Raw genomic sequence first — 20,358 nt, 5'->3', positions numbered from 1 at the left:
CATAATTGTGACGCGCGCCATAAAATGGCGGCCAATCGCCGGACAGTTAGGTAAACCTGCCCTTTAAGGAATGGGGGTTTCTGACCAATTGCGGGTTAGGAAACCCTTTCCTGAGTAAGTGAAACCTTCGTTGCAGATGCCCCTCTAGCAGGACTAACGTGCAGAATATGACGGATTTTGATGGGCACAAGACAAAATTCCACGCCCTGCTGCAGGAGCAGATATTCAACGAGTTCACGGCGGCTCAGCAATATGTCGCAATTGCCGTCTATTTCGACGCCGAAGATCTGCCCCGATTGGCGCAGCACTTTTACGGGCAGGCGGTCGAGGAACGCAATCACGCGATGATGATGGTGCGGCACCTGCTCGATCGCGATCTGCGGGTGGAGATCCCCGGGGCGGACGCCGTCCGCAATCAATTCGACGGGCCATGCGACGCACTGGCGCTGGCGCTGGACCTGGAACGCACCGTCACCGACCAAGTGACCCGGCTGGCGGCGGTGGCCCGCGACGAGGGCGACTACCTCGGTGAGCAGTTCATGCAGTGGTTCCTGAAGGAACAGGTCGAGGAGATGTCCCTGATGTCCACCCTGCTGCGGGTGGCCGACCGGGCCGGGTCCAACCTGTTCGAACTCGAGAACTACGTGGCGCGTGAGGTGGCGAGTGCGCCGGCCGGGCCGGACGCGCCCCAGCCTGCCGGCGGGCGCCTCTAGCACACAGCTGATCAGCCGCTGTTCTCGCTCGCCTGTCGCCTTTCCAGCCACGCCTTGGTGCGGCCCGGGTAGTTGGTGGCGATCCATGCCACCCCGACCTCCCGGCAGAAGTCGATGTCGTCGTAATCGTCGACGGTCCAGCAGTACACCGACCTGCCCTGGGCCGCCGAGCGGTCCACCAGCTGCGGGTAATCCTTCAGCGCGGCAAGCGAGGGTCCCACCGCGGTAGCCCCGACGGCGGTCGCCGCGCTGCTGGTGAGGTAGCGGCCGGTCTTGCCCAGCAACACGGTGGGCAGCATCGGCGCCGCTCTGCGGATTCGCCAGACCGCGGCCGCGGAAAACGACATCACCACCGCACGTGACCGATCCGCAGAGGCCGGCGCGGCGATGCCGAAGCGGTGCAGCAGCGCCAGCAGCTTGCTTTCCACCAGCGAGCCGTAGCGCACCGGATGCTTGGTCTCAATGAAGATCTTGACCGGCCGCTGCCAGTCGAGCACCAGGGCAACCAGCGCGTCCAGCGTCAGCAGACCGGTGTCGCCGTGCGTACCGTCCGGACGCCAGCTGTCGTGCCACACCCCGTATTCCAGCTCGCGCAGCTGGGCCAGCGTCGTCGTGCTGACCAGTCCCTCCCCCGTCGAGGTTCGGTCCAGGCGGCGGTCATGCACACACACCAGGTGGCCGTCACGAGACAGCCGGACGTCGCATTCGACACCGTCGGCGCCCTCTTTCAAGGCCAGGTCATAGGCGGCCAGGGTGTGTTCGGGGCGCGATGACGACGCGCCACGGTGGGCAACCACGAAGGGATGCCCGGCCAGCACCTCGTCCGCCCGCGTCATACGCTTATGCTGCCGGTTCCTGTCCCTCCGGCTCAACCGCTGCGGCCGGTACCGGTGCGGCGGGAGGATCTGCCGGCACGACAACCCAACGATGCGCCGGCCGTTCGACGGGTTTGCGCTCGAACCCCTCGAAGACCCGCGCCGCCGCGGCGACGGTGACCGCCGCAACCAGGTAGGCCACCACGACCATCACCGTGTTGTTGGCGATGCCCTGAGCATCGCTGGACAAGCTGGTTGCAATCGCGAAAAGCGAGACCACGTAGCTCACCACCCATGCCAGCCACCACCCGGCGATGGACCTGCGAACTCGTTCGTAGTGGTCCTCCACGAGCGCGAGTTCGATGACGTAGACGGGCGCCATCACCAGGTTGGCGAACGGCAGCAGACAGCCCGCCCACAACCGGCGGGTCGAGCGATGCTCGGGCAGGCCGTGGTAGCTGAACGCGGCCGCCCGGCGCGCAACCAACCACCGGATGAGAACCGCGAAGCAGCCCAGCAGCACCGCCATCGCCGCCAGGCTGGCCACGATGCCGAGCCAGTCCGCGGCGATGGCCACCAGCGAATTCAGCAGCGAGTTGCGGTTGTAGACCAGCAGTCCGTAGCGCAGCGCATACACCAGCGCGGCTCCGCCGAGCACCAGCTGAGTGGCCAACATCAGCATGCGCACCAACTCGGCGGTCGGTCCGGGCTCGACCGGGGCGTCCGACGACCCCACCGCCGTCTGGGGCGCCCGGTCCACCAGACCCCAACGCGGTATCACCGAGTATCGAGGTGTCGGGCCGAGCGGCCGGCGCCCCGGGCGCACCGGCGGCGCGGCGCCCGGCCGCACCGCTATCCACCGAAATCCGGGCGGCAGTCGCGGCGGCGTGCGTGGCGCGGCGGGGACGGCCGACATCTGCGTCCTGGCCGCGCTCCACCGGGGATCGCCCGGGGTCATGTCGGCCAGCGGCGCCATCAGCGCGCCCCTGCAGCGGGGGCACCACGTGCGCTGGCGTTCGCGGACGTTCCACCGCGTCGCGCACTGAGAGCACACCTGAATCACCGGACCAGCCTAATGGGTACCGGCCGCCGTGGGCGGAGCGACGGCTCTTAGCACAGCCGCCGCCGAGGCCGACACCCGCCACAGTAAAACTAGGCGTGACGTAGGACACAGCTAAACCGGACTATCCACAGTTTCCACAGGTTTATCCACAGTTGGGACAAGAGGGTACGACGCCCTCTATCGGCGGGATTTGAAGTCAACTGTGGATAACAGTGCGGTAACAGCAGGCCTCAATCGACAGCCTGCGGGTGCCCGGAGCGAATAGATCAACGCACCTGGAAAGGGGATTACCCGGTCTCTGCAGTGACCAAACGCACCAGACGGTGCCAAGTCATCCACGCTTCCCACCACCGAAAACACGAAGGTCACCGCGGCACGGCGCGGGCCACGGTCCGTTTTCCCGCGCCGCGCGTTTGGCGTATGATCGCGGACGCGGAGCTTCATTGTGACTCACCTCACTGGCGTGCTTCGGCGCGGCGAGGTGGACATGCAGTTGGAAGGCATTTGATGGCCACACATTCGTTCGGTCCGGGTTCGACCAAGTCGAATTCGTACTCGGGGTCGCCCGCCTGGAACCAGGCCTATGTCGTCGCCGCACTGCGCGCTGGTCTGATCGCCCTGGCACTGCTGGCTATCCTCGCGCTCATCGCACTCTCCTGATTCGGGCTCGACTGCCGGGTATCGCAGGGGTCGTCCTTGCGGCGCGCGCGGTCATGGAGCAGGGTTGAAGATGCCAGGTCGCCGCATGACGGGACCCCGTGAATGGCATGTCAGACGATCCGCTCATCGAAGGAAGGAAAGCCGTGGCTGAATACACCCTGCCCGACTTGGACTGGGATTACGCAGCACTAGAGCCGCACATCTCCGGTCAGATCAACGAGATCCACCACAGCAAGCACCACGCCACCTACGTCAAAGGCGTCAACGACGCGATCGCCAAGCTCGAAGAGGCGCGTGCCAAGGGCGACCACTCGGCCATCTTCTTGAACGAGAAGAACCTGGCCTTCCACCTGGGCGGCCACGTCAACCACTCCATCTGGTGGAAGAACCTGTCGCCGGACGGCGGCGACAAGCCGACCGGTGACCTCGCCGCCGCGATCGACGACCAGTTCGGCTCGTTCGACAAGTTCCAGGCTCAGTTCAGTGCGGCAGCCAACGGCCTGCAGGGTTCGGGTTGGGCCGTGCTCGGCTACGACACTCTGGGCGGACGGCTGCTGACCTTCCAGCTCTACGACCAGCAGGCCAACGTGCCCCTCGGTGTCATTCCGCTGTTGCAGGTCGACATGTGGGAGCATGCCTTCTACCTGCAGTACAAGAACGTCAAAGCCGACTACGTGAAGGCCTTCTGGAACGTCGTCAACTGGGCGGACGTGCAGTCCCGCTACGAAGCGGCGACGTCGAAAACCTCAGGTTTGATCTTTCCCTGATCCCCTCCAGGCCGGGGCGTCGCGCGACATCGCGCGGCGCCCTTGTCTTTTGGCGCAGCGGTGACCGCACGGCCCGGTGCGGACAGGTGACGCCGCCCCTGGTCCGCCTATCCACAGCACCTCGACTTGCGGGGGACGAATACGCCGCGCATGCTTGATTATTCGAGCTACCATTTGTTCGAGCTACCAGCGTGGTTACTTCGGATGAAGGCGTCACGGAGGGCAAGATGGATGCTGGGTCAGACCGGCCGATAGGGGTGTCCCCCTTTCATGCTCGCGGTGCCCTGAAAGGGTTTGTGATCTCTGGCCGTTGGCCAGATTCCACCAAAGAATGGGCTCAGCTGTTGATGGTGGCGGTACGGGTCGCCTCGTTGCCCGGATTGCTCTCCACCACAACGGTGTTCGGTGCCCGGGAGGAGCTTCCCGACGAGCCGGAGCCGGGCACCGTCGGCCTGGTCCTGGCCGAAGGCACCGTATTCGGCGAAACAGCTATCCAGCCAGGCTATTTCGCGGACCATCAGCCTCCCGCACTGCTGATGCTGCACCCGCCCTCGGAGACGACGCCATCGCTGCCCGAATGCACCGGCGCCGCGTCGGGGTGCGTACTGCTGCCCGGCCTGCCCTACCTGGGCCTGGAACACCGCGCCGCGTGGGTGGAAGCGGAGGCCGACGGAACCATCACCTCGATGGTGAGCCGCGTCGGCGTCGACCCGATCAGCCATCCCGACACCGCAATCCTCGCCATGCTGCTTGCGGCGTAGCCGTCGACGGCACTCCGGTGCGAATTCGTCAGTCGCGCCGCCGGTCGTCGTGCCGGCGGCAACCTCAATTGCGGCGCAAACTCCAGCGGGGCGGCGCCAAGCGCCCGCCGGCGGAGTCCAGGACCACTCTCAGACACCGGATGCCCCGCGGGCCCGGCCGCCGGCACGGCCGCGGCTGCGAGCGCTCTGCCACGTCCCTCCCGTGCCGGCGGCGCGGACCCGCAGTCGCGGATGCGGTGGCCCGATGCGGCCTTAACGGCGGCTGACAGCAAAGTGACCAGCGGTCGCTTTTCGACCGTGCGCTGGTTGCCCGGAGGCACTCGTTTCGATTGGGTGAGCGTTCGCGGCTGCGACCGTCGTCGCCGGCGACGACCAATCACAGCGCGCGGGCAGAGCGGGTATTCTGCGGATAACCTGTGAAATCCGGTCGTTTTGTGGACACCTGGCCGCTTCGTTCGGTGGCTCCTGGACGGCGTCGCCCCCGGTCGCCCCGCATGGTAGTACGGGCTACGATCGGGTTTGCACTTGGTGGTGAACACGATCAGTCGCTACCATGATCAGCAAATACCTATTGATAACCGTTTGCTCTTAGCGCCCCGGTGGAGGTCATATCGATGAGCACGACGTTCGCTGCCCGCCTGAACCGCCTGTTCGACACGGTGTATCCACCCGGGAGGGGCCCGCACACCTCCGCGGAGGTGATCGCCGCGCTCAAGGCCGAGGGCGTCACGATGTCGGCTCCCTACCTCTCCCAGCTACGTTCCGGCAACCGCACGAACCCGTCGTCAGCCACCATGGCCGCGCTCGCCAACTTCTTCCGGATCAAGCCGGCGTACTTCACCGACGACGATTACTACGAAAAGCTCGACAAGGAGCTGCAGTTCCACGGCAGTGTGCGCGACGACGGTGTGCGCCGCATCGCCGTGCGCTCACACGGTCTGTCCCCGGAGGCGCAGCAGAAGGTTCTCGACCGCATCGACGAGTTGCGCCGCGCCGAGGGGCTCGACGCCTGAGGCCGGTTGCCCAATCGGTAGACCCCTGACCTGGCGGGCCGAGCGCCGTCTGCTCGGATTAGGGTTGGCCCAGCGCTCGCACATGCGCCGCGTCAGTTCACGAGATACCGGGAGGGCGGCCGGGAATGGGCCTGTTCCGCAAGCGAAAGAGCCGTGCGACTCGTCGCGCCGAAGCCCGCGCGATCAAGGCCCGCGCCAAGCTGGAGGCCCGGCTGTCGGCCAAGAACGAGAAACGCCGCATCAAGGCGGACCGGAAGGCGGCGGAGAAGGCACTCCAGGCGCAGCTCAAGGCCCAGAAGGACAGCGACCGGGTCGCGCTGAAGGTAGCCGAGACCGAACTCAAGGCCGCGCGTGAGGGCAAGCTTCTGTCGCCCACCAGGATCCGCCGGACCCTGACGGTGTCGCGGCTGCTGGCCCCGATTCTGACGCCGCTGATCTACCGGGCAGCCGTTGCCGCCCGCGGTTTCCTCGATCAGCGCCGCGCCGACCAACTGGGCATTCCGCTGGCCCAGATCGGCCAGTTCTCCGGGCACGGCGCCCGGCTCTCGGCGCGGGTCGCCGGAGCCGAACAGTCGCTGCGGGCAGTGCAGGAAAAGAAGCCGAAGGACGCCGAGACCAAGCAGTTCGTGGCGGCCATCAGCGACCGGCTCGCCGATCTGTCCGCGGCCGTCACCGCCGCGGAGAACATGCCGACCCAGCGGCGTCGGGCGGCTCACGCGGCCATCTCCTCCCAACTGGACGGCATCGAAGCCGACCTGCTGGCCCGGCTCGGGCTGTGAAAGCAGCACGTCGGCGCCCTGTCGTCGCGATCGCCCTGGCCGGCGCGCTGTATCTGGGCGCCGCGCCGATCAGCCCCACGGCCTGGGCGCAGGTTCATTCCGGCGGCGACAACCTGGCGTGGGCGGGGGTGTCGGTCGGGCCGGAAGCCGACAGGTGGCCGGCCCGCACCGGCGAACCGGAGCCCGCAGCCGCACCCGCAGACCCGAACGGCGAGCTTCCTGCCTGGCCGTTCGCGGTAGGAGCCGTGGCCGCTGTCGCCGTCGTCGCGATGTGGTCCGTACGGCGCAGACCGTAGCCCACGCGCGTCCTGGCATGATGGGACCCAAGTTTCGCGCGACGTACTAGCGACGACCAAGCTGCAAAGGAGCGGCCGCATGGCAGACCCGCAGGACCGACCCGACGGCGAGCCCGAATCCGGGCCGCCGGCCAAGAAGGCACCCGCCAAGAAGGCGTCGGCCGCAAAAGCGCCGGCCAAGAAGGCACCGGCCAAGAAGGCCGCCGCTGCAAAAGTCCCGGCCAAGAAGGCACCGGCGAAGAAGGCCGTGGCCAAGCAGGTTCCCGTCAAGAAGGCGGAGCCGGCCGCCCCGGAGCCGGTTGAGCAGCCTGTCGAGACGCCCGCGGAACTGCAGCAGCGCGCCGACACCAACGGACAGCTCGCGGCCGCCAAAGACGCCGCAGCACAAGCGAAGTCGACGGTGGAGAAGGCGGCCAACCCCCTACCCGAGGAGGTTTCCGAGCCGTCATCGCTGCACCCCGTGCCGTGGGTGGTCGCGGCGACGCTGAGCCTGCTGGCCCTGCTGCTGGTCCGGCAGTTGCGCCGCCGCTGACTGATGGCAGTGACATTCCGTCCGACGGCTGACCTGGTCGATGACATCGGACCCGAGGTGCGCAGCTGCGATCTGCAGTTCCGGCAGTTCGGTGGCCGTAGCGAATTCGCCGGGCCGATCAGCACCGTGCGTTGCTTCCAGGACAATGCGCTGCTGAAGTCGGTCCTGTCGAACCCCGGTGACGGCGGGGTATTGGTGATCGACGGCGGCGGCTCTCTCCATACCGCATTGGTTGGTGACCTGATCGCCGAGTTGGCCCGCGCCAACGGCTGGGCCGGCCTGATCGTCAATGGTGCGGTGCGCGACTCAGCCGCCCTGCGGGGTATCGATATCGGGATCAAGGCACTGGGCACCAACCCGCGCAAGAGCACCAAGACCGGCGCGGGTGAACGCGACGTCGACGTCACCTTGGGCGGGGTGACGTTCGTACCGGGCCAGCTGGCCTACAGCGACGACGACGGCGTTGTCGTCGTCGCTGCAGGAGATTAAACCCCTACCGGGGCAGGCTTTTTCGCGAACCGCAGGCCTTCGTCGGCGATCTTGCCGCGCCGGATCAGGTGAATGTCACGCAGGTAGTTCTGGTTCAGCCGCCACGGGGTGCGCGAGCCCTGCTTGGGCAGCTCGTCGAGCGAGCGCAACACGTAGCCCGGGGTGAACTCCATGAATGGCCGCTCTTCGACGTCGGGCGCCGGCTCGTCGGCCACCACGGTGTCGTACCCGTTGTCGTCCATGTAATTCAGCAGGCGACAGGCGAATTCGGAAACCAGGTCAGCCTTCAACGTCCACGAGGCGTTGGTGTACCCGACGGTGTAGACCATGTTGGGGAGGCCGGAGAGCATCATGCCCTTGTAGGCCGTCGTCTTGGTCAGATCGACCGGCTCGCCGTCGACGCTGGTGGTCGCTCCGCCGAACAGTTGCAGGTTCAAACCCGTTGCGGTGACGATGATGTCGGCCTGCAGTTCGGCACCCGAGTTCAGCCGGATACCGGTAGGGGTGAACCGCTCGATGGTGTCAGTGACCACCTCGGCCTTGCCGTGCCGGATCGCGCGGAACAGGTCGCCGTTGGGCACCAGGCACAGCCGCTGGTCCCAGGGGCTGTAGTGCGGGCCGAAGTGCTTACGCACGTCATAGCCCTCGGGCAGCTGACGCTGCGCCCAACCCATCAGCGTCTTGCGCATCCGCCGCGGCCATTTCTTGCAGGCACCGTAGACCGCCGCCTGCTGCAGCACGTTCTTCCAGCGAATCGTGGTGTAGGCCGCCTTCTCCGGCAGGACGCGGTTGAGCCTGTCGGCGATGGGATCTTTCTCCGGCTGCGAGACGATGTAGGTGGGCGAGCGCTGCAGCATGGTGACGTGCTTGGCACCCGAATTCGCCAGTGCGGGAACGAGAGTCACGGCCGTGGCGCCACTGCCGATCACCACGACGTTCTTGCCCTGGTAGTCGAGATCCTCCGGCCAGTGCTGCGGGTGGATGATCGGCCCGGTGAAGTCCTCGGTGCCCGCGAACTTGGGTGCGTAGCCCTCTTCGTAGTTGTAGTAGCCGCTGCACAGGAAGAGGAACGAGCAGGTCAGGGTGTTTCGGGTGCCGTTGCTGTCGATCTGCAGGGTCCACCGGTTATAAACGCTCGACCAGTCCGCTCCGACAACACGTTGCTGGAAGCGGATGTGCTTGTCGATGCCGTACATGGCCGCGGTGCTTTTCACATACTCGAGAATCGGTTTGCCGTCGGCGATGGCCTGGCGTCCGGTCCAGGGCCGGAACCGGAAGCCCAAGGTGTACATGTCGGAGTCGGAGCGGATACCCGGGTAGCGAAACAGGTCCCAGGTGCCACCCATGTCGGCGCGCTTTTCCAGGATCGCGTAAGTCTTGGTCGGGCAACGGTCCTGCAGATGCCAGGCCGCGCTCACCCCCGAGATGCCGGCGCCCACGATCACGACGTCAAGGTGCTCAGTCATATCGGCCACGCTATCAACGCTGTGTCGATACCGTCAACGACATGTCGAGCCGCGACCGGCAGGGGGCGGCCCGGGGCCGGAGGAAAGGCGAACCCGAAGGCAGGAGGCGGATCGGCACCGGCTGCTGACCTTCGTCGACATGCTGTCGAGGATCTCAACACGGTGTAAGCTGCCAGCGTGGCAACCTCATCGGCCGGCAGAGCCTCGCTCCCCCGGGGCCGGCGCAGCGCCCGGCCCTCCGGTGACGAGCGCGAGCTGGCGATCCTGGCCACCGCGGAAAGGCTGCTCGAAGAGCGGCCCCTGGCCGACATCTCGGTCGACGACCTGGCAAAAGGCGCCGGCATTTCCAGGCCCACCTTCTACTTCTACTTCCCGTCCAAAGAGGCGGTGTTGTTGACCCTGCTGGACCGCGTCGTCAACGAGGCGGACGAAGCGCTGCAAGCTCTCGCCGACCGGCTCGAGGCGGGCCATGAGGACATGTGGCGCACCGGGATCAACGTGTTCTTCCAGACGTTCGGATCACATCGGGCCGTCATCCGGGGCGGTCAGGGCGTGCGGGCCATCAACGCCGAGGCCCGGGAGTTGTGGTCGACGTTCATGCAGAAGTGGATCGCCCACACCGCTTCGGTGATCGAGGCCGAACGGGAACGGGGCGCCGCACCCGCCACCCTGCCCGCCCTGGAGCTGGCCACGGCGCTCAACTTGATGAACGAGCGGGCGTTGTCCGCGTCGTTTCTCGCCGAGGAACCCTCGGTGCCGGAGGCCAGCGTGCTCGACACGCTGGTGCATATCTGGGTCAGCGCCATCTACGGCGAGAAGCAATAGCCTGTCGTAGCGCTGTGCGAACATATGTTCGTGCGCTGTGAGGCGTCCATCCTGCACGCGGATCTGGATTCGTTCTATGCCTCCGTCGAACAGCGGGACGACCCTGGCCTGCGGGGCCGTCCGGTCATCGTCGGCGGCGGCGTAGTGCTGGCCGCCAGTTACGAGGCGAAGGCCTACGGGGTGCGCACCGCAATGGGCGGGGCGCGGGCGCGCCGGTTGTGCCCACACGCCGTCGTGGTGCCGCCGCGAATGAGCGCCTACTCGAAAGCCAGCGACGCCGTGTTCGAGGTGTTCCACGACTGCACACCGGAGGTCGAGCCGCTGTCGGTGGACGAGGCGTTCCTCGACGTCGCCGGTTTGCGACGGGTGTCCGGTACGCCGGTCGAGATCGGCGCGCGGCTTCGGGCGGACGTACGCGCGCGGGTCGGCCTGCCCATCACCGTGGGAATCGCCCGGACCAAGTTCCTGGCGAAGGTCGCCAGCCAGGAGGCCAAGCCCGACGGCCTGCTGCTGGTGCCGCCCGACAGGGAGCTGGAGTTCCTGCATCCGCTGCCGGTACGCCGGCTGTGGGGGGTGGGGGCGGTGACCGCCGAAAAGCTGCACGCGCACGGCATCACCACGGTCGCCGAGGTAGCCGAACTCAGCGAGTCCGCGCTCGCCTCGATGCTCGGGCAGGCTATGGGACGCCAGCTCTACGCCCTGTCCCGCAACATCGACCGCCGCCGCGTGACTACCGGGGTGCGCCGCCGCTCGGTGGGAGCTCAGCGGGCGTTGGGGCGAGCCGGCACCACCCTGTCGGCCACCGAGGTCGACGCCGTGGTGGTCAACCTGATCGACCGGATCACCGGCCGGATGCGCGCCGCGGGGCGCACCGGACGGACGGTCACGTTGCGGCTGCGTTTCGATGACTTCAGCCGCGCGACCCGGTCGCAGACGATGCCGTGGGCCACTGCCTCGACACAGCCCATCCTTGCCACGGCCCGCCGGTTGGTGGCCGCGGCCGCGCCGCTGATCGCCGAAAAGGGTTTGACACTGGTCGGATTCGCGGTTTCGGGCATCGACCGCAGCGGTGCCCAGCAGTTGACGCTCCCGTTCGCCGGGGAGTCACCCGCGGTGGACCAGGCGATCGACGAGGTTCACCGGCGTTACGGCAAGTCCGCGCTGACACGCGCCGTGCTGGTCGGGCGCGACCCGGGATTGGAGATGCCGCACCTATCCGACTGATGCCGCCCACTCCACCAGACGGTCGGCCGGCCAGGTATTGACAATGCGGTCCGGCTCGATACCGGCGTCGAGCGCCCGCTGCGCACCGTAGCCGAGGAAATCCAGCTGGCCCGGCGCGTGCGCATCGGTGTCGATGCTGAACACGCAGCCGATGTCGCGGGCCAGGTTGAGCAGCCGGGTCGGCGGGTCCCGGCGCTCCGGGCGGGAATTGATCTCCACCGCGGTGCCGTGGTCGCGGCAGGCGGTGAACACCTTCTCGGCGTCGAACTTCGATTCCGGACGGATCCCGCGGTTGCCCGAGACCAGGCGGCCCGTGCAGTGGCCCAGCACGTCGGCGTGCCCGTCGGAGACCGCCCGCACCATCCGGCGGGTCATCGCCGCGGGTTCCATCGCGAGCTTCGAGTGCACGCTGGCCACCACGATGTCCAGGCGATCCAGCAGTTCGGGCTCCTGATCCAGGCTGCCGTCCTCCAGAATGTCGACCTCGATCCCGGTGAGGATGCGCAGCGGCGCGAACTTCTCCCGCAACTCGTCGATCACGTCGAGCTGCTTGCGCAGTCGGTCCGGCGAAAGGCCGTTGGCGATCGTCAGCCGCGGCGAGTGATCGGTCAGCGCACAGTACTCATGCCCCAGCGCGGCCGCGGTGGCCATCATCTCCTCGATCGGCGCCGAGCCGTCCGACCAGTTCGAGTGCAGGTGCAGATCACCGCGTAGCGCCGCGCGCACCTCTGCCCCACCGAGATCTTCTGCGTTAGAACGCAATTCGACCAACTGGTCGGGTTCGTAGCCTGCCCACGCCTGCGCGATCACCTGCGCGGTCTTGGGCCCGATCCCTGGAATCGACTGCCAGCTGCCGGCCTGGCCGTGCCGCTCCAGGGCGGCCTCGTCCAGCCGCTCGATGATGTCGGCGGCATTGCGGTACGCCATCACCCGCCTGGGGTCCTGACGGCTGCGGTCCTTGTAGTAGGCGATCTGTCGCAGCGCGAAAACCGGATCCATCAGAGCAGCTGCCCCGCGATGAAGCCGGCGAACACCACGCCGAAACCGCCCATCTCACCGACGATCAACAGGGTCATCATGACGCCGGTGCCGCGTACCGGCGGGTCGAACTGGTTCTCGGTGTCGCGCCGTGCGCCGTGCACGATGTAACTCCCGATCGCACCGACGAAGAAGAACACCGCGACACCGGTCGCGGTCAGGTTCACCCAGGCCGGCCACACACTGAGCTCCACGAACGGCGCGAACAGCAGCGTCGCGAACGCGTAGAGCAGCGCCGCCCGGTGGGCGATGTCGACGTAGACGTGTGCGCGGTGGTCCGGTGCGACCGTGATCTGCCGGTACTTCCATACGCCGAGACCCAGCGCCAGGAGAAATATCAGGCCTGTGGCCAGCAGGGTGAGTTTGGTATCGACTCCGAGAATCATCGTTTGACCGAGTCTAGTGTCGAGGTCATGCGATTTGCATTCAAGACCTCACCGCAGAACACCACCTGGCCGGATATGTTGGCCGTCTGGCAGGCTGCCGACGACATCGACGTCTTTGAATCCGGCTGGACCTTCGACCACTTCTACCCGATCTTCTCCGACTCCACCGGGCCCTGCCTGGAGGGTTGGACGACGCTCACCGCGCTCGCCCAGGCCACCAGGCGGCTACGGCTGGGCACCCTGGTCACCGGCATCCACTACCGCCACCCGGCGGTGCTGGCCAATATGGCGGCCACGCTCGACATCATCTCGGGTGGCCGCCTCGAACTCGGTATCGGCGCCGGTTGGAACGAGGAAGAATCCGGTGCGTACGGCATCGGACTCGGCAGCATCAAGGAACGCTTCGCTCGGTTCGAGGAGGCCTGCCAGGTGCTGGTCGGCCTGCTCAGCGAGGAAACCACCACCTTCGACGGCCGCTACTACCAACTCAAGGACGCCCGCAACGAGCCGAAAGGTCCGCAGCGACCGCACCCGCCGATCGCCATCGGCGGCAGCGGGGAGAAGCGGACGCTACCCATCACCGCGCGCTACGCGCAGCACTGGAATTTCGCCGGGGGTACGCCGGAGGAGTTCGCGCGCAAGCGCGACGTGCTGGCGGCGCGCTGCAAAGACATCGGGCGCGACCCGAAGGAGATCACGTTGTCGGCCCATCTGGGCCTTGGACCCGATCGCAATTACAGGCAAGTGATCGAGACCGCGGCCGCCCTCGGTGCGGAGGGCCTGGACCTCGGCATCGTCTACCTCGCTCCGCCGCACGATCCTGCGGTGCTGCAGCCGCTGGCCGAGGCGATTCGGGATTCAGGTCTCTTGAGCTAACGAGCAAACACCATCCGGAGTCGGCCAGAGCGGCCGACCGCCGCGACCGGTATGGTCAGATGGCGTACCGCAGCAGCTCTTCGGCCGTCACCAACCGCTCGTGTTTGGCCGGAAACTCGCGGCTCTTGACCGGGTGTCGAACCAGTGACCAGGCGATTCGCGCCATTCTTGTCCGGGGAACTGGATTCATGTGCACGGTGGTAACTCCTGCGATCGACTAACGCGGTCGTGGCTCCTGGGCGGCCCGAGCTTGCCTTTATGTGACGGAGCCCACAGACAGCCATTAGACACCAGCGCACTGGCAAACGTGGCGCGGCGCGCCCAATGTTTATCAAATGTTTCGGGTGTGACGGGTGTGACTAAGTCAGCGGTGCCGCCGTGGGCTTGATCGGCGCGGGCAAGGCGCTGGAGCCCATCAGGTGACGGTCCACCGCCGCGGCGGCCGACCGCCCTTCGGCGATGGCCCAGACGATCAGCGACTGGCCCCGGCCCATGTCACCGGCGACGAATACGCCCGGGATCGAGGTCTCGTAGTCGTCACTGCGAGCCACGTTCCCGCGTTCGGTGAACTTCACGCCGAGCTCGGTGAGCAGGCCCGGCTTCTCCGGACCGACGAAACCCATGGCCAGCAGCACCAGGTCGGCCTCGAGTTCGAAGTCGGTGCCTTCAACCTTGACGAACTTCCCGTCGCGCATCTCCACTTCGTGCACCTTGAGCGCAGTCACGTGCCCGTCGTCGCCGACGAACTCCTCGGTGTTCACCGAGAACACCCGCTCGCCACCCTCCTCGTGCGCCGAGGCGATCCGGTACATCAGCGGATAGGTCGGCCAGGGGGTCGACGCGGCACGCGTCTCCGGCGGCCGGGGCATGATCTCGAACTGGTGGATGCGCGCCGCGCCCTGACGATGCGCGGTGCCGAGGCAGTCGGCGCCGGTGTCACCACCACCGATGATCACCACCTTCTTGCCCTTGGCGGTGATCGGCGGCTCTCCGTCGGGCCCAAGGACGTCATCTCCCTCTTGGACCCGGTTGCCCCACGGCAGGTATTCCATGGCCTGGTGGATCCCGTCCAGATCGCGGCCCGGAATCGGCAGCTCGCGCCAGGCCGTAGCGCCCCCGGCCAGCAGCACCGCGTCGAAGTCGGCCAGCAGCTGCTCGGCGGTGATGTCCTCACCGACATTGACCCCGGCCCGGAACTGGGTCCCCTCGGCGGCCATCTGCTCGAGCCGACGGTCCAGCACCCGCTTTTCCATCTTGAACTCGGGGATGCCGTAGCGCAGCAGCCCGCCGATCCGGTCGTCGCGCTCGAACACGGTCACCTTGTGTCCGGCGCGGGTGAGTTGTTGCGCCGCAGCCAATCCGGCCGGACCCGATCCGACCACCGCGACCGTCTTCCCGGTGTCGCAGTGCGGCAGCACCGGCTCCACCCAGCCTTCGTCGAAGGCCCTGTCGATGATCTCGAGCTCGATCTGTTTGATCGTCACCGGATCCTGGTTGATGCCCAGCACGCACGCCGGCTCACACGGCGCCGGACACAACCGGCCGGTGAAGTCGGGGAAGTTGTTGGTCGCGTGCAGGCGCTCGATCGCGTCGCGAAAGCGGCCCCTGCGCACCAGGTCGTTCCACTCCGGGATCAGGTTGCCCAGCGGACAACCGTTGTGACAGAAGGGGATGCCGCAGTCCATGCAGCGGGTGGCCTGCTCGCGCAGGGTCTCCACCTCGAATTCCTCGTAGACCTCTTTCCAGTCCTTGAGCCGCAACGGAACCGGTCGCCGCTTGGGCAACTCGCGGTGGGTGTACTTCAGGAAGCCGGTTGGATCAGCCATGTGCCGCCGCCATAATCGCCTTGTCGACATCGGTGCCATCGCGTTCGGCGTCAGCGATCGCTTGCAGCACCTTCTTGTAGTCCCGCGGCATCACCTTCACGAAGTGCCGCTGCTGGTTGCGCCAATCGGCCAGAATGCGCTGGCCGACAGCGGAATCGGTGGCATCGACGTGTGCCGTGATGATGCCGTGCAGATACTCCGCATCGTCGGAGTCCAGCGCCTCGGCGTCCACCATCTCGATGTTGAGATTGTTGGGCAACTGCTCGTCGGGGTCGTAGACGTAGGCCACACCACCCGACATGCCGGCGGCGAAGTTGCGGCCGGTGCTGCCCAGGATGACCACCCGGCCACCGGTCATGTACTCGCAACCGTGGTCACCGACGCCCTCGACGACGGCGTGTGCCCCGGAGTTACGCACCGCGAACCGCTCGCCGACCACGCCGCGCAGGAAGACCTCGCCGCTGGTCGCGCCGAACAGGATCACGTTGCCGCCGATGATGTTGTCCTCGGCGACATAGCCATCCGGCGCATTGTCGGACGGCCGCACCACGATTCGGCCACCGGACAGGCCCTTGCCCACGTAGTCGTTGGCGTCACCGTAGATCCGCAGGGTGATCCCCTTGGGCACGAACGCCCCGAAGCTGTTGCCCGCCGATCCCTCGAACGTGATGTCGATGGTTCCGTCCGGCAACCCTTGTCCGCCGTAGGCTTTGGTCACCTCGTGGCCGAGCATGGTGCCGACGGTGCGATTGACGTTGCTGATCGTGGTCGAGAACCGGACCGGCTTCTGCGAGTCCAGCGCCTCGCGGCTCATCACGATCAACTGCTGGTCGAGTGCCTTGTCCAGACCGTGGTCCTGCCGCGAGCTGCAGTACAGGTCCTGGTTCATGAACGCCGACTCGGGTTCGTGCAGCACCGGGGTGAGGTCCAGGCGGTGCGCCTTCCAGTGCGCACGCGCCAGGGTGGTGTCCAGTGCCCCCGCCTGGCCCACCGCCTCGTTGACGGTCCGGAAGCCCAACTGCGCCATGTACTCTCGCATTTCTTCGGCGATGAACATGAAGAAGTTCTCGACGAATTCCGGCTTGCCCGTGAACCGTTCGCGCAGCAGCGGGTTCTGGGTGGCCACCCCGACAGGGCAGGTGTCCAGGTGGCAGACCCGCATCATGATGCAGCCGGCCACCACCAGGGGTGCTGTGGCGAAACCGAATTCCTCGGCACCCAGCAGCGTCGCGATCATCACGTCCCGGCCGGTCTTGAGCTGGCCGTCCACCTGAACCACGATCCGGTCGCGTAACCCGTTGAGCAGCAGGGTCTGCTGCGTCTCGGCCAGACCCAGTTCCCACGGCGCACCGGCATGCTTCATCGACGTCAGCGGCGTCGCGCCGGTACCACCGTCGTGACCGGAGATCAGCACCACGTCGGCGTGCGCCTTGGACACACCTGCGGCCACCGTCCCGACCCCGTTCTCGGACACCAGCTTGACGTGCACGCGCGCGGACGGGTTGGCGTTCTTCAGGTCGTGGATCAGCTGCGCGAGATCCTCGATCGAGTAGATGTCGTGGTGCGGCGGCGGCGAGATCAGCCCGACTCCCGGCGTGGAGTGCCGCACCGAGGCTACCCACGGATACACCTTGTGCCCCGGAAGCTGGCCGCCCTCACCGGGTTTGGCGCCCTGGGCCATCTTGATCTGAATGTCGGTGCAATTCGTAAGGTAGTGCGACGTGACACCGAACCGGCCGGAGGCGACCTGCTTGATCGCGCTGCGCCGCCAATCGCCGTTGGGGTCGGCGTCGAAACGCTTGACGTCCTCGCCACCCTCACCGCTGTTCGACCGGGCACCCAACCGGTTCATCGCGATGGCCAACGTCTCGTGCGCTTCAGCGGAGATGGACCCGTAGCTCATCGCGCCGGTGGAGAAGCGTTTGACGATCTCACTGGCCGGCTCGACCTCGTCGATCGGCACCGGGGGCCGCAGGTCGGCACGGAACTTGAGCAGCCCGCGCAGCGATGCCATGCGCTCGCTCTGGTCGTCGACCAGCCGGGTGTACTCCTTGAAGATCTTGTACTGACCGCTCCGGGTGGCGTGCTGCAGCTTGAACACGGTCTGCGGGTTGAACAGGTGGTACTCGCCCTCGCGGCGCCACTGGTACTCGCCACCGACTTCGAGCTCGCGGTGCGCACGCTCGTCCGGGCGGTCAAGGTAGGCCAGCGCATGCCGGGCCGCGACATCGGCGGCGATGTCGTCCAGGGTGATACCGCCGGTGGGACAGGCCAACCCGGTGAAGTACTCGTCGAGCACGTCCTCGGAGATGCCCACAGCCTGGAACAGCTGGGCGCCGGTGTAGGACGCCAGCGTCGAGATGCCCATCTTGGACATCACCTTCAGCACGCCCTTGCCCGCGGCCTTGACGTAGTTGTTGAGCGCCTTGCTGCGTTCGATGCCATCGATCACACCTCGGTCGAGCATGTCCTCGATTGACTCGAACACCAGGTACGGGTTGATCGCGGCCGCGCCGCACCCGATCAGCATGGCCATGTGGTGCACCTCGCGAGCGTCGCCCGATTCGACGACCAGGCCCACTTGCGTACGGGTGCGGTCCCGCACCAGATGGTGGTGGACCCCGGCGACGGCCAGCAGCGACGGGATCGGGGCCATCGTCTCGTCGGAGTTGCGGTCCGACAGGATGATCAGCCGCGCACCGCCGGCGATCGCCGCCGATGCCTTGGCCCGCACCTCGTCGAGCGCCGCAGCCAGTCCGGCGCCGCCCTCTGCCACCGGGTACAGGCAGCGAATCACCTCGGACCGCATGCCGTGCGGCCGTCCGTTGACCTCGTCCTCGGGGTTGAGGTTGATCAGCTTGGCCAGCTCGAAATTACGCAGAATGGGCTGCGGCAGCGAGATCTGGTGACAGGAGTTCTCGTCCGGGCTGAGCAGGTCGCGCTCCCCGCCGGTGGTGCCCTGCAGGCTGGTCACCACCTCTTCGCGGATCGCGTCCAGCGGCGGGTTGGTCACCTGGGCGAACAGCTGATGGAAGTAGTCGAAGAGCATCCTGGGACGCTTCGACAGCACCGCGATCGGAGTGTCGGTGCCCATCGACCCGAGCGGTTCGGCGCCGGTGCCTGCCATCGGAGCCACCAGCAGGTTGAGTTCCTCGTAGGTGTAGCCGAAGGTCTGTTGCCGCACGACCAGCCGGTGATGCGGCATGCGAACGTACTTGTTGGCCGGCAGCTGGTCCAGCGGAACCAGGCCGTTGTCGAGCCACTCCTGGTAGGGGTGCTCGGCGGCCAACTCCGCTTTGATCTCCTCGTCGGCCACGATGCGGCCCTGTGTGGTGTCCACCAGGAACATCCGGCCCGGCTGCAGCCGCATCCGCTTGACCACGGTCGACGGGTCCAGGTCGAGCACGCCGGCTTCCGACGCCATTACCACCAGGCCGTCGTCGGTGACCCAGATCCGGGAAGGCCGCAACCCGTTGCGGTCCAGCACCGCTCCGACGATGGTGCCGTCGGTGAACGTGATGGAGGCCGGTCCGTCCCAGGGCTCCATCAACGCCGCGTGGTACTGGTAAAACGCGCGCCGCGCCGGGTCCATCGACTCGTGGCGCTCCCACGCCTCGGGGATCATCATCAGCACCGCGTGGGCCAGACTGCGACCGCCCAGGTGCAGCAACTCGACCACCTCGTCGAAGCGCGCGGTGTCCGAAGCCCCCGGCGTACAGATGGGGTACAGCTTCTCGACGTCGTCGTGCGACCCGAAGATGTCCGTCTTGATCAGCGCCTCACGGGCGCGCATCCAGTTCTCGTTGCCGGTGACGGTGTTGATCTCGCCGTTGTGGGCGACTCGCCGGAACGGATGTGCCAGTGGCCAGGACGGAAAGGTGTTCGTGGAGAACCGGGAATGCACGATGCCCAGCGCGCTGGTCAGCCGGTTGTCCTGCAGATCGAGGTAGAAGGCCTTGAGCTGCGGGGTGGTGAGCATGCCCTTGTAGACGAACGTCTGGCCGGACAGGCTCGGGAAATACACGGTCTCGCGGCCCGGCCCGTCCTGTCCCGGGCCCTTCGTCCCGAGTTCGTGCTCGGCTCGCTTGCGGACCACGTACGCACGGCGTTCCAGAGCCATGCCGGAGGCGCCGGCCAGGAAGACCTGGCGGAAGGTGGGCATCGCGTCGCGCGACAGCGCGCCCAGCGACGAATCGTCGGTCGGCACATTGCGCCAGCCGAGCACCTGCAGGCCCTCGGATTCGGCGATCTTCTCCACCGCGGCGCATGCCGCTGCGGCGTCCTTGGAAGACTGCGGCAGAAAAGCGATGCCGGTCGCGTAACTGCCCGCCTCGGGCAGCTCGAAATCGACGACCGCGCGCAGGAACGCATCCGGGACCTGAATCAGGATTCCCGCACCGTCACCACTGCGCGGTTCGGCACCGGCAGCACCGCGGTGCTCGAGGTTGAGCAACGCGGTAATGGCCTTGTCGACGATGTCGCGGCTACGCCGGCCGTGCATGTCGACGACCATGGCCACACCGCATGAATCGTGTTCGTATGCGGGGTTATACAGCCCGACGCGCTTGGGCGTCATTCCCACCTAACCCTTCAGCAGATTTTCTGCACGGCCGCTTCGCGAATCGACTTTCTCCGATAGTGGGACCGCACCCGGAGGTTGCGGGCCGGGCCCCCTCGGTCTCATCGACAGGCTGTCCGCCAAGCGGAGACAATCCGGTCAGGGATTGGTCCGTGCAGCATTGAACGGTAGCCCCGTACCTTGTTTCGACAAGTCGTAAAACGATATGACAAAAACCGCCTGACATGCCAACTTACCAATACTAACCTTT

At 66.6% G+C, this 20,358-nt stretch carries 20 protein-coding genes; 12 read left to right on the top strand and 8 right to left on the bottom strand.

Annotated elements, in window-relative coordinates:
- Window positions 1-167 precede the first annotated feature (167 nt).
- Entirely contained in the window at window positions 168-713 is a 546-nt protein-coding gene (locus AC5Y7D_RS15030) for a ferritin (RefSeq protein WP_499925215.1), read from the top strand.
- A gap of 11 nt (window positions 714-724) precedes the next feature.
- Here AC5Y7D_RS15030 and AC5Y7D_RS15025 read toward each other — a convergent pair whose 3' ends face one another.
- Together AC5Y7D_RS15025 and AC5Y7D_RS15020 are read right to left on the bottom strand one after the other, a co-directional pair.
- Window positions 725-1,549 carry a glycerophosphodiester phosphodiesterase gene (locus AC5Y7D_RS15025; RefSeq protein ID WP_499925212.1) on the bottom strand — a complete coding sequence of 275 codons (825 nt, stop codon included), beginning with the start codon at window positions 1,547-1,549 and terminating at the stop codon, window positions 725-727.
- Between the two features lie 4 nt (window positions 1,550-1,553).
- On the bottom strand, window positions 1,554-2,591 hold the full coding sequence (locus AC5Y7D_RS15020; RefSeq protein ID WP_499925210.1) for a DUF4328 domain-containing protein: 1,038 nt from the start codon (window positions 2,589-2,591) through the stop codon (window positions 1,554-1,556).
- Between the two features lie 507 nt (window positions 2,592-3,098).
- Here AC5Y7D_RS15020 and AC5Y7D_RS15015 point away from each other — a divergent pair.
- The 8 genes from AC5Y7D_RS15015 to rraA all read left to right on the top strand — a co-directional run bounded on the left by AC5Y7D_RS15015 (window position 3,099) and on the right by rraA (window position 7,888).
- On the top strand, window positions 3,099-3,251 hold the full coding sequence (locus tag AC5Y7D_RS15015) for a hypothetical protein (protein WP_499925209.1): 153 nt from the start codon (window positions 3,099-3,101) through the stop codon (window positions 3,249-3,251).
- A 143-nt stretch (window positions 3,252-3,394) separates the two neighbouring features.
- Complete coding sequence (locus AC5Y7D_RS15010; RefSeq protein ID WP_499925206.1) at window positions 3,395-4,018, top strand: superoxide dismutase; 624 nt, start codon at window positions 3,395-3,397, stop codon at window positions 4,016-4,018.
- 227 nt (window positions 4,019-4,245) lie between these two features.
- Window positions 4,246-4,779, top strand: coding sequence for a peptidase (locus tag AC5Y7D_RS15005; RefSeq protein WP_499925204.1), 534 nt, complete (start codon window positions 4,246-4,248; stop codon window positions 4,777-4,779).
- Window positions 4,780-5,393: 614 nt separating this feature from the next.
- The gene (locus AC5Y7D_RS15000; RefSeq protein WP_499925203.1) at window positions 5,394-5,792 is read left to right on the top strand and encodes a transcriptional regulator; all 399 of its coding nucleotides are present in this window, start codon (window positions 5,394-5,396) and stop codon (window positions 5,790-5,792) included.
- Window positions 5,793-5,917: 125 nt separating this feature from the next.
- Window positions 5,918-6,571 (top strand): DUF6474 family protein, encoded by a 654-nt coding sequence (locus AC5Y7D_RS14995; protein WP_499925200.1) that lies wholly within the window; start codon window positions 5,918-5,920, stop codon window positions 6,569-6,571.
- Window positions 6,568-6,867: a hypothetical protein gene (locus tag AC5Y7D_RS14990; RefSeq protein ID WP_499925198.1), complete on the top strand. Its 300-nt coding sequence runs from the start codon at window positions 6,568-6,570 to the stop codon at window positions 6,865-6,867. Before AC5Y7D_RS14995 ends, AC5Y7D_RS14990 begins: the two co-directional genes overlap by 4 nt.
- A 79-nt stretch (window positions 6,868-6,946) precedes the next feature.
- Window positions 6,947-7,399 (top strand): Rv3852 family protein, encoded by a 453-nt coding sequence (locus tag AC5Y7D_RS14985; protein ID WP_499925197.1) that lies wholly within the window; start codon window positions 6,947-6,949, stop codon window positions 7,397-7,399.
- A 3-nt stretch (window positions 7,400-7,402) separates the two neighbouring features.
- The gene (gene rraA, locus AC5Y7D_RS14980; protein WP_499925196.1) at window positions 7,403-7,888 is read left to right on the top strand and encodes a ribonuclease E activity regulator RraA; all 486 of its coding nucleotides are present in this window, start codon (window positions 7,403-7,405) and stop codon (window positions 7,886-7,888) included.
- Here rraA and AC5Y7D_RS14975 read toward each other — a convergent pair.
- Entirely contained in the window at window positions 7,885-9,354 is a 1,470-nt protein-coding gene (locus tag AC5Y7D_RS14975) for a flavin-containing monooxygenase (RefSeq protein WP_499925195.1), read from the bottom strand. The genes rraA and AC5Y7D_RS14975 overlap by 4 nt on opposite strands.
- A 177-nt stretch (window positions 9,355-9,531) precedes the next feature.
- Here AC5Y7D_RS14975 and AC5Y7D_RS14970 point away from each other — a divergent pair, with 177 nt between their 5' ends.
- Together AC5Y7D_RS14970 and dinB are read left to right on the top strand one after the other, a co-directional pair.
- On the top strand, window positions 9,532-10,179 hold the full coding sequence (locus tag AC5Y7D_RS14970) for a TetR/AcrR family transcriptional regulator (protein ID WP_499925193.1): 648 nt from the start codon (window positions 9,532-9,534) through the stop codon (window positions 10,177-10,179).
- Between the two features lie 24 nt (window positions 10,180-10,203).
- Complete coding sequence (gene dinB, locus AC5Y7D_RS14965) at window positions 10,204-11,403, top strand: DNA polymerase IV (protein ID WP_499925190.1); 1,200 nt, start codon at window positions 10,204-10,206, stop codon at window positions 11,401-11,403.
- Here the strand turns inward: dinB and AC5Y7D_RS14960 are convergent.
- Together AC5Y7D_RS14960 and AC5Y7D_RS14955 are read right to left on the bottom strand one after the other, a co-directional pair.
- On the bottom strand, window positions 11,392-12,402 hold the full coding sequence (locus tag AC5Y7D_RS14960) for a PHP domain-containing protein (RefSeq protein ID WP_499925188.1): 1,011 nt from the start codon (window positions 12,400-12,402) through the stop codon (window positions 11,392-11,394). The genes dinB and AC5Y7D_RS14960 overlap by 12 nt on opposite strands.
- Entirely contained in the window at window positions 12,402-12,827 is a 426-nt protein-coding gene (locus AC5Y7D_RS14955) for a hypothetical protein (protein WP_499925185.1), read from the bottom strand. The genes AC5Y7D_RS14960 and AC5Y7D_RS14955 overlap by 1 nt, the downstream gene beginning before the upstream one ends.
- Window positions 12,828-12,854: 27 nt before the next feature.
- On the opposite strand from AC5Y7D_RS14955, the gene AC5Y7D_RS14950 reads away from it, so the two are divergent.
- Window positions 12,855-13,703, top strand: coding sequence for an LLM class F420-dependent oxidoreductase (locus tag AC5Y7D_RS14950; protein WP_499925182.1), 849 nt, complete (start codon window positions 12,855-12,857; stop codon window positions 13,701-13,703).
- 55 nt (window positions 13,704-13,758) lie between these two features.
- Here AC5Y7D_RS14950 and AC5Y7D_RS14945 read toward each other — a convergent pair whose 3' ends face one another.
- The 3 genes from AC5Y7D_RS14945 to gltB form a co-directional block, all read right to left on the bottom strand.
- A complete protein-coding gene (locus AC5Y7D_RS14945) occupies window positions 13,759-13,893 on the bottom strand; it encodes a hypothetical protein (RefSeq protein WP_499925179.1) in 135 nt (44 codons plus the stop codon).
- A gap of 169 nt (window positions 13,894-14,062) precedes the next feature.
- Entirely contained in the window at window positions 14,063-15,529 is a 1,467-nt protein-coding gene (locus AC5Y7D_RS14940; protein ID WP_499925177.1) for a glutamate synthase subunit beta, read from the bottom strand.
- Window positions 15,522-20,105 carry a glutamate synthase large subunit gene (gene gltB / locus AC5Y7D_RS14935; protein ID WP_499925175.1) on the bottom strand — a complete coding sequence of 1,528 codons (4,584 nt, stop codon included), beginning with the start codon at window positions 20,103-20,105 and terminating at the stop codon, window positions 15,522-15,524. The genes AC5Y7D_RS14940 and gltB overlap by 8 nt, the downstream gene beginning before the upstream one ends.
- Window positions 20,106-20,358 lie beyond the last annotated feature (253 nt).

The sequence above is a fragment of the Mycobacterium sp. NGS49 genome, assembly GCF_059812565.1.
This window is presented reverse-complemented; position numbering and strand designations above follow the sequence as displayed.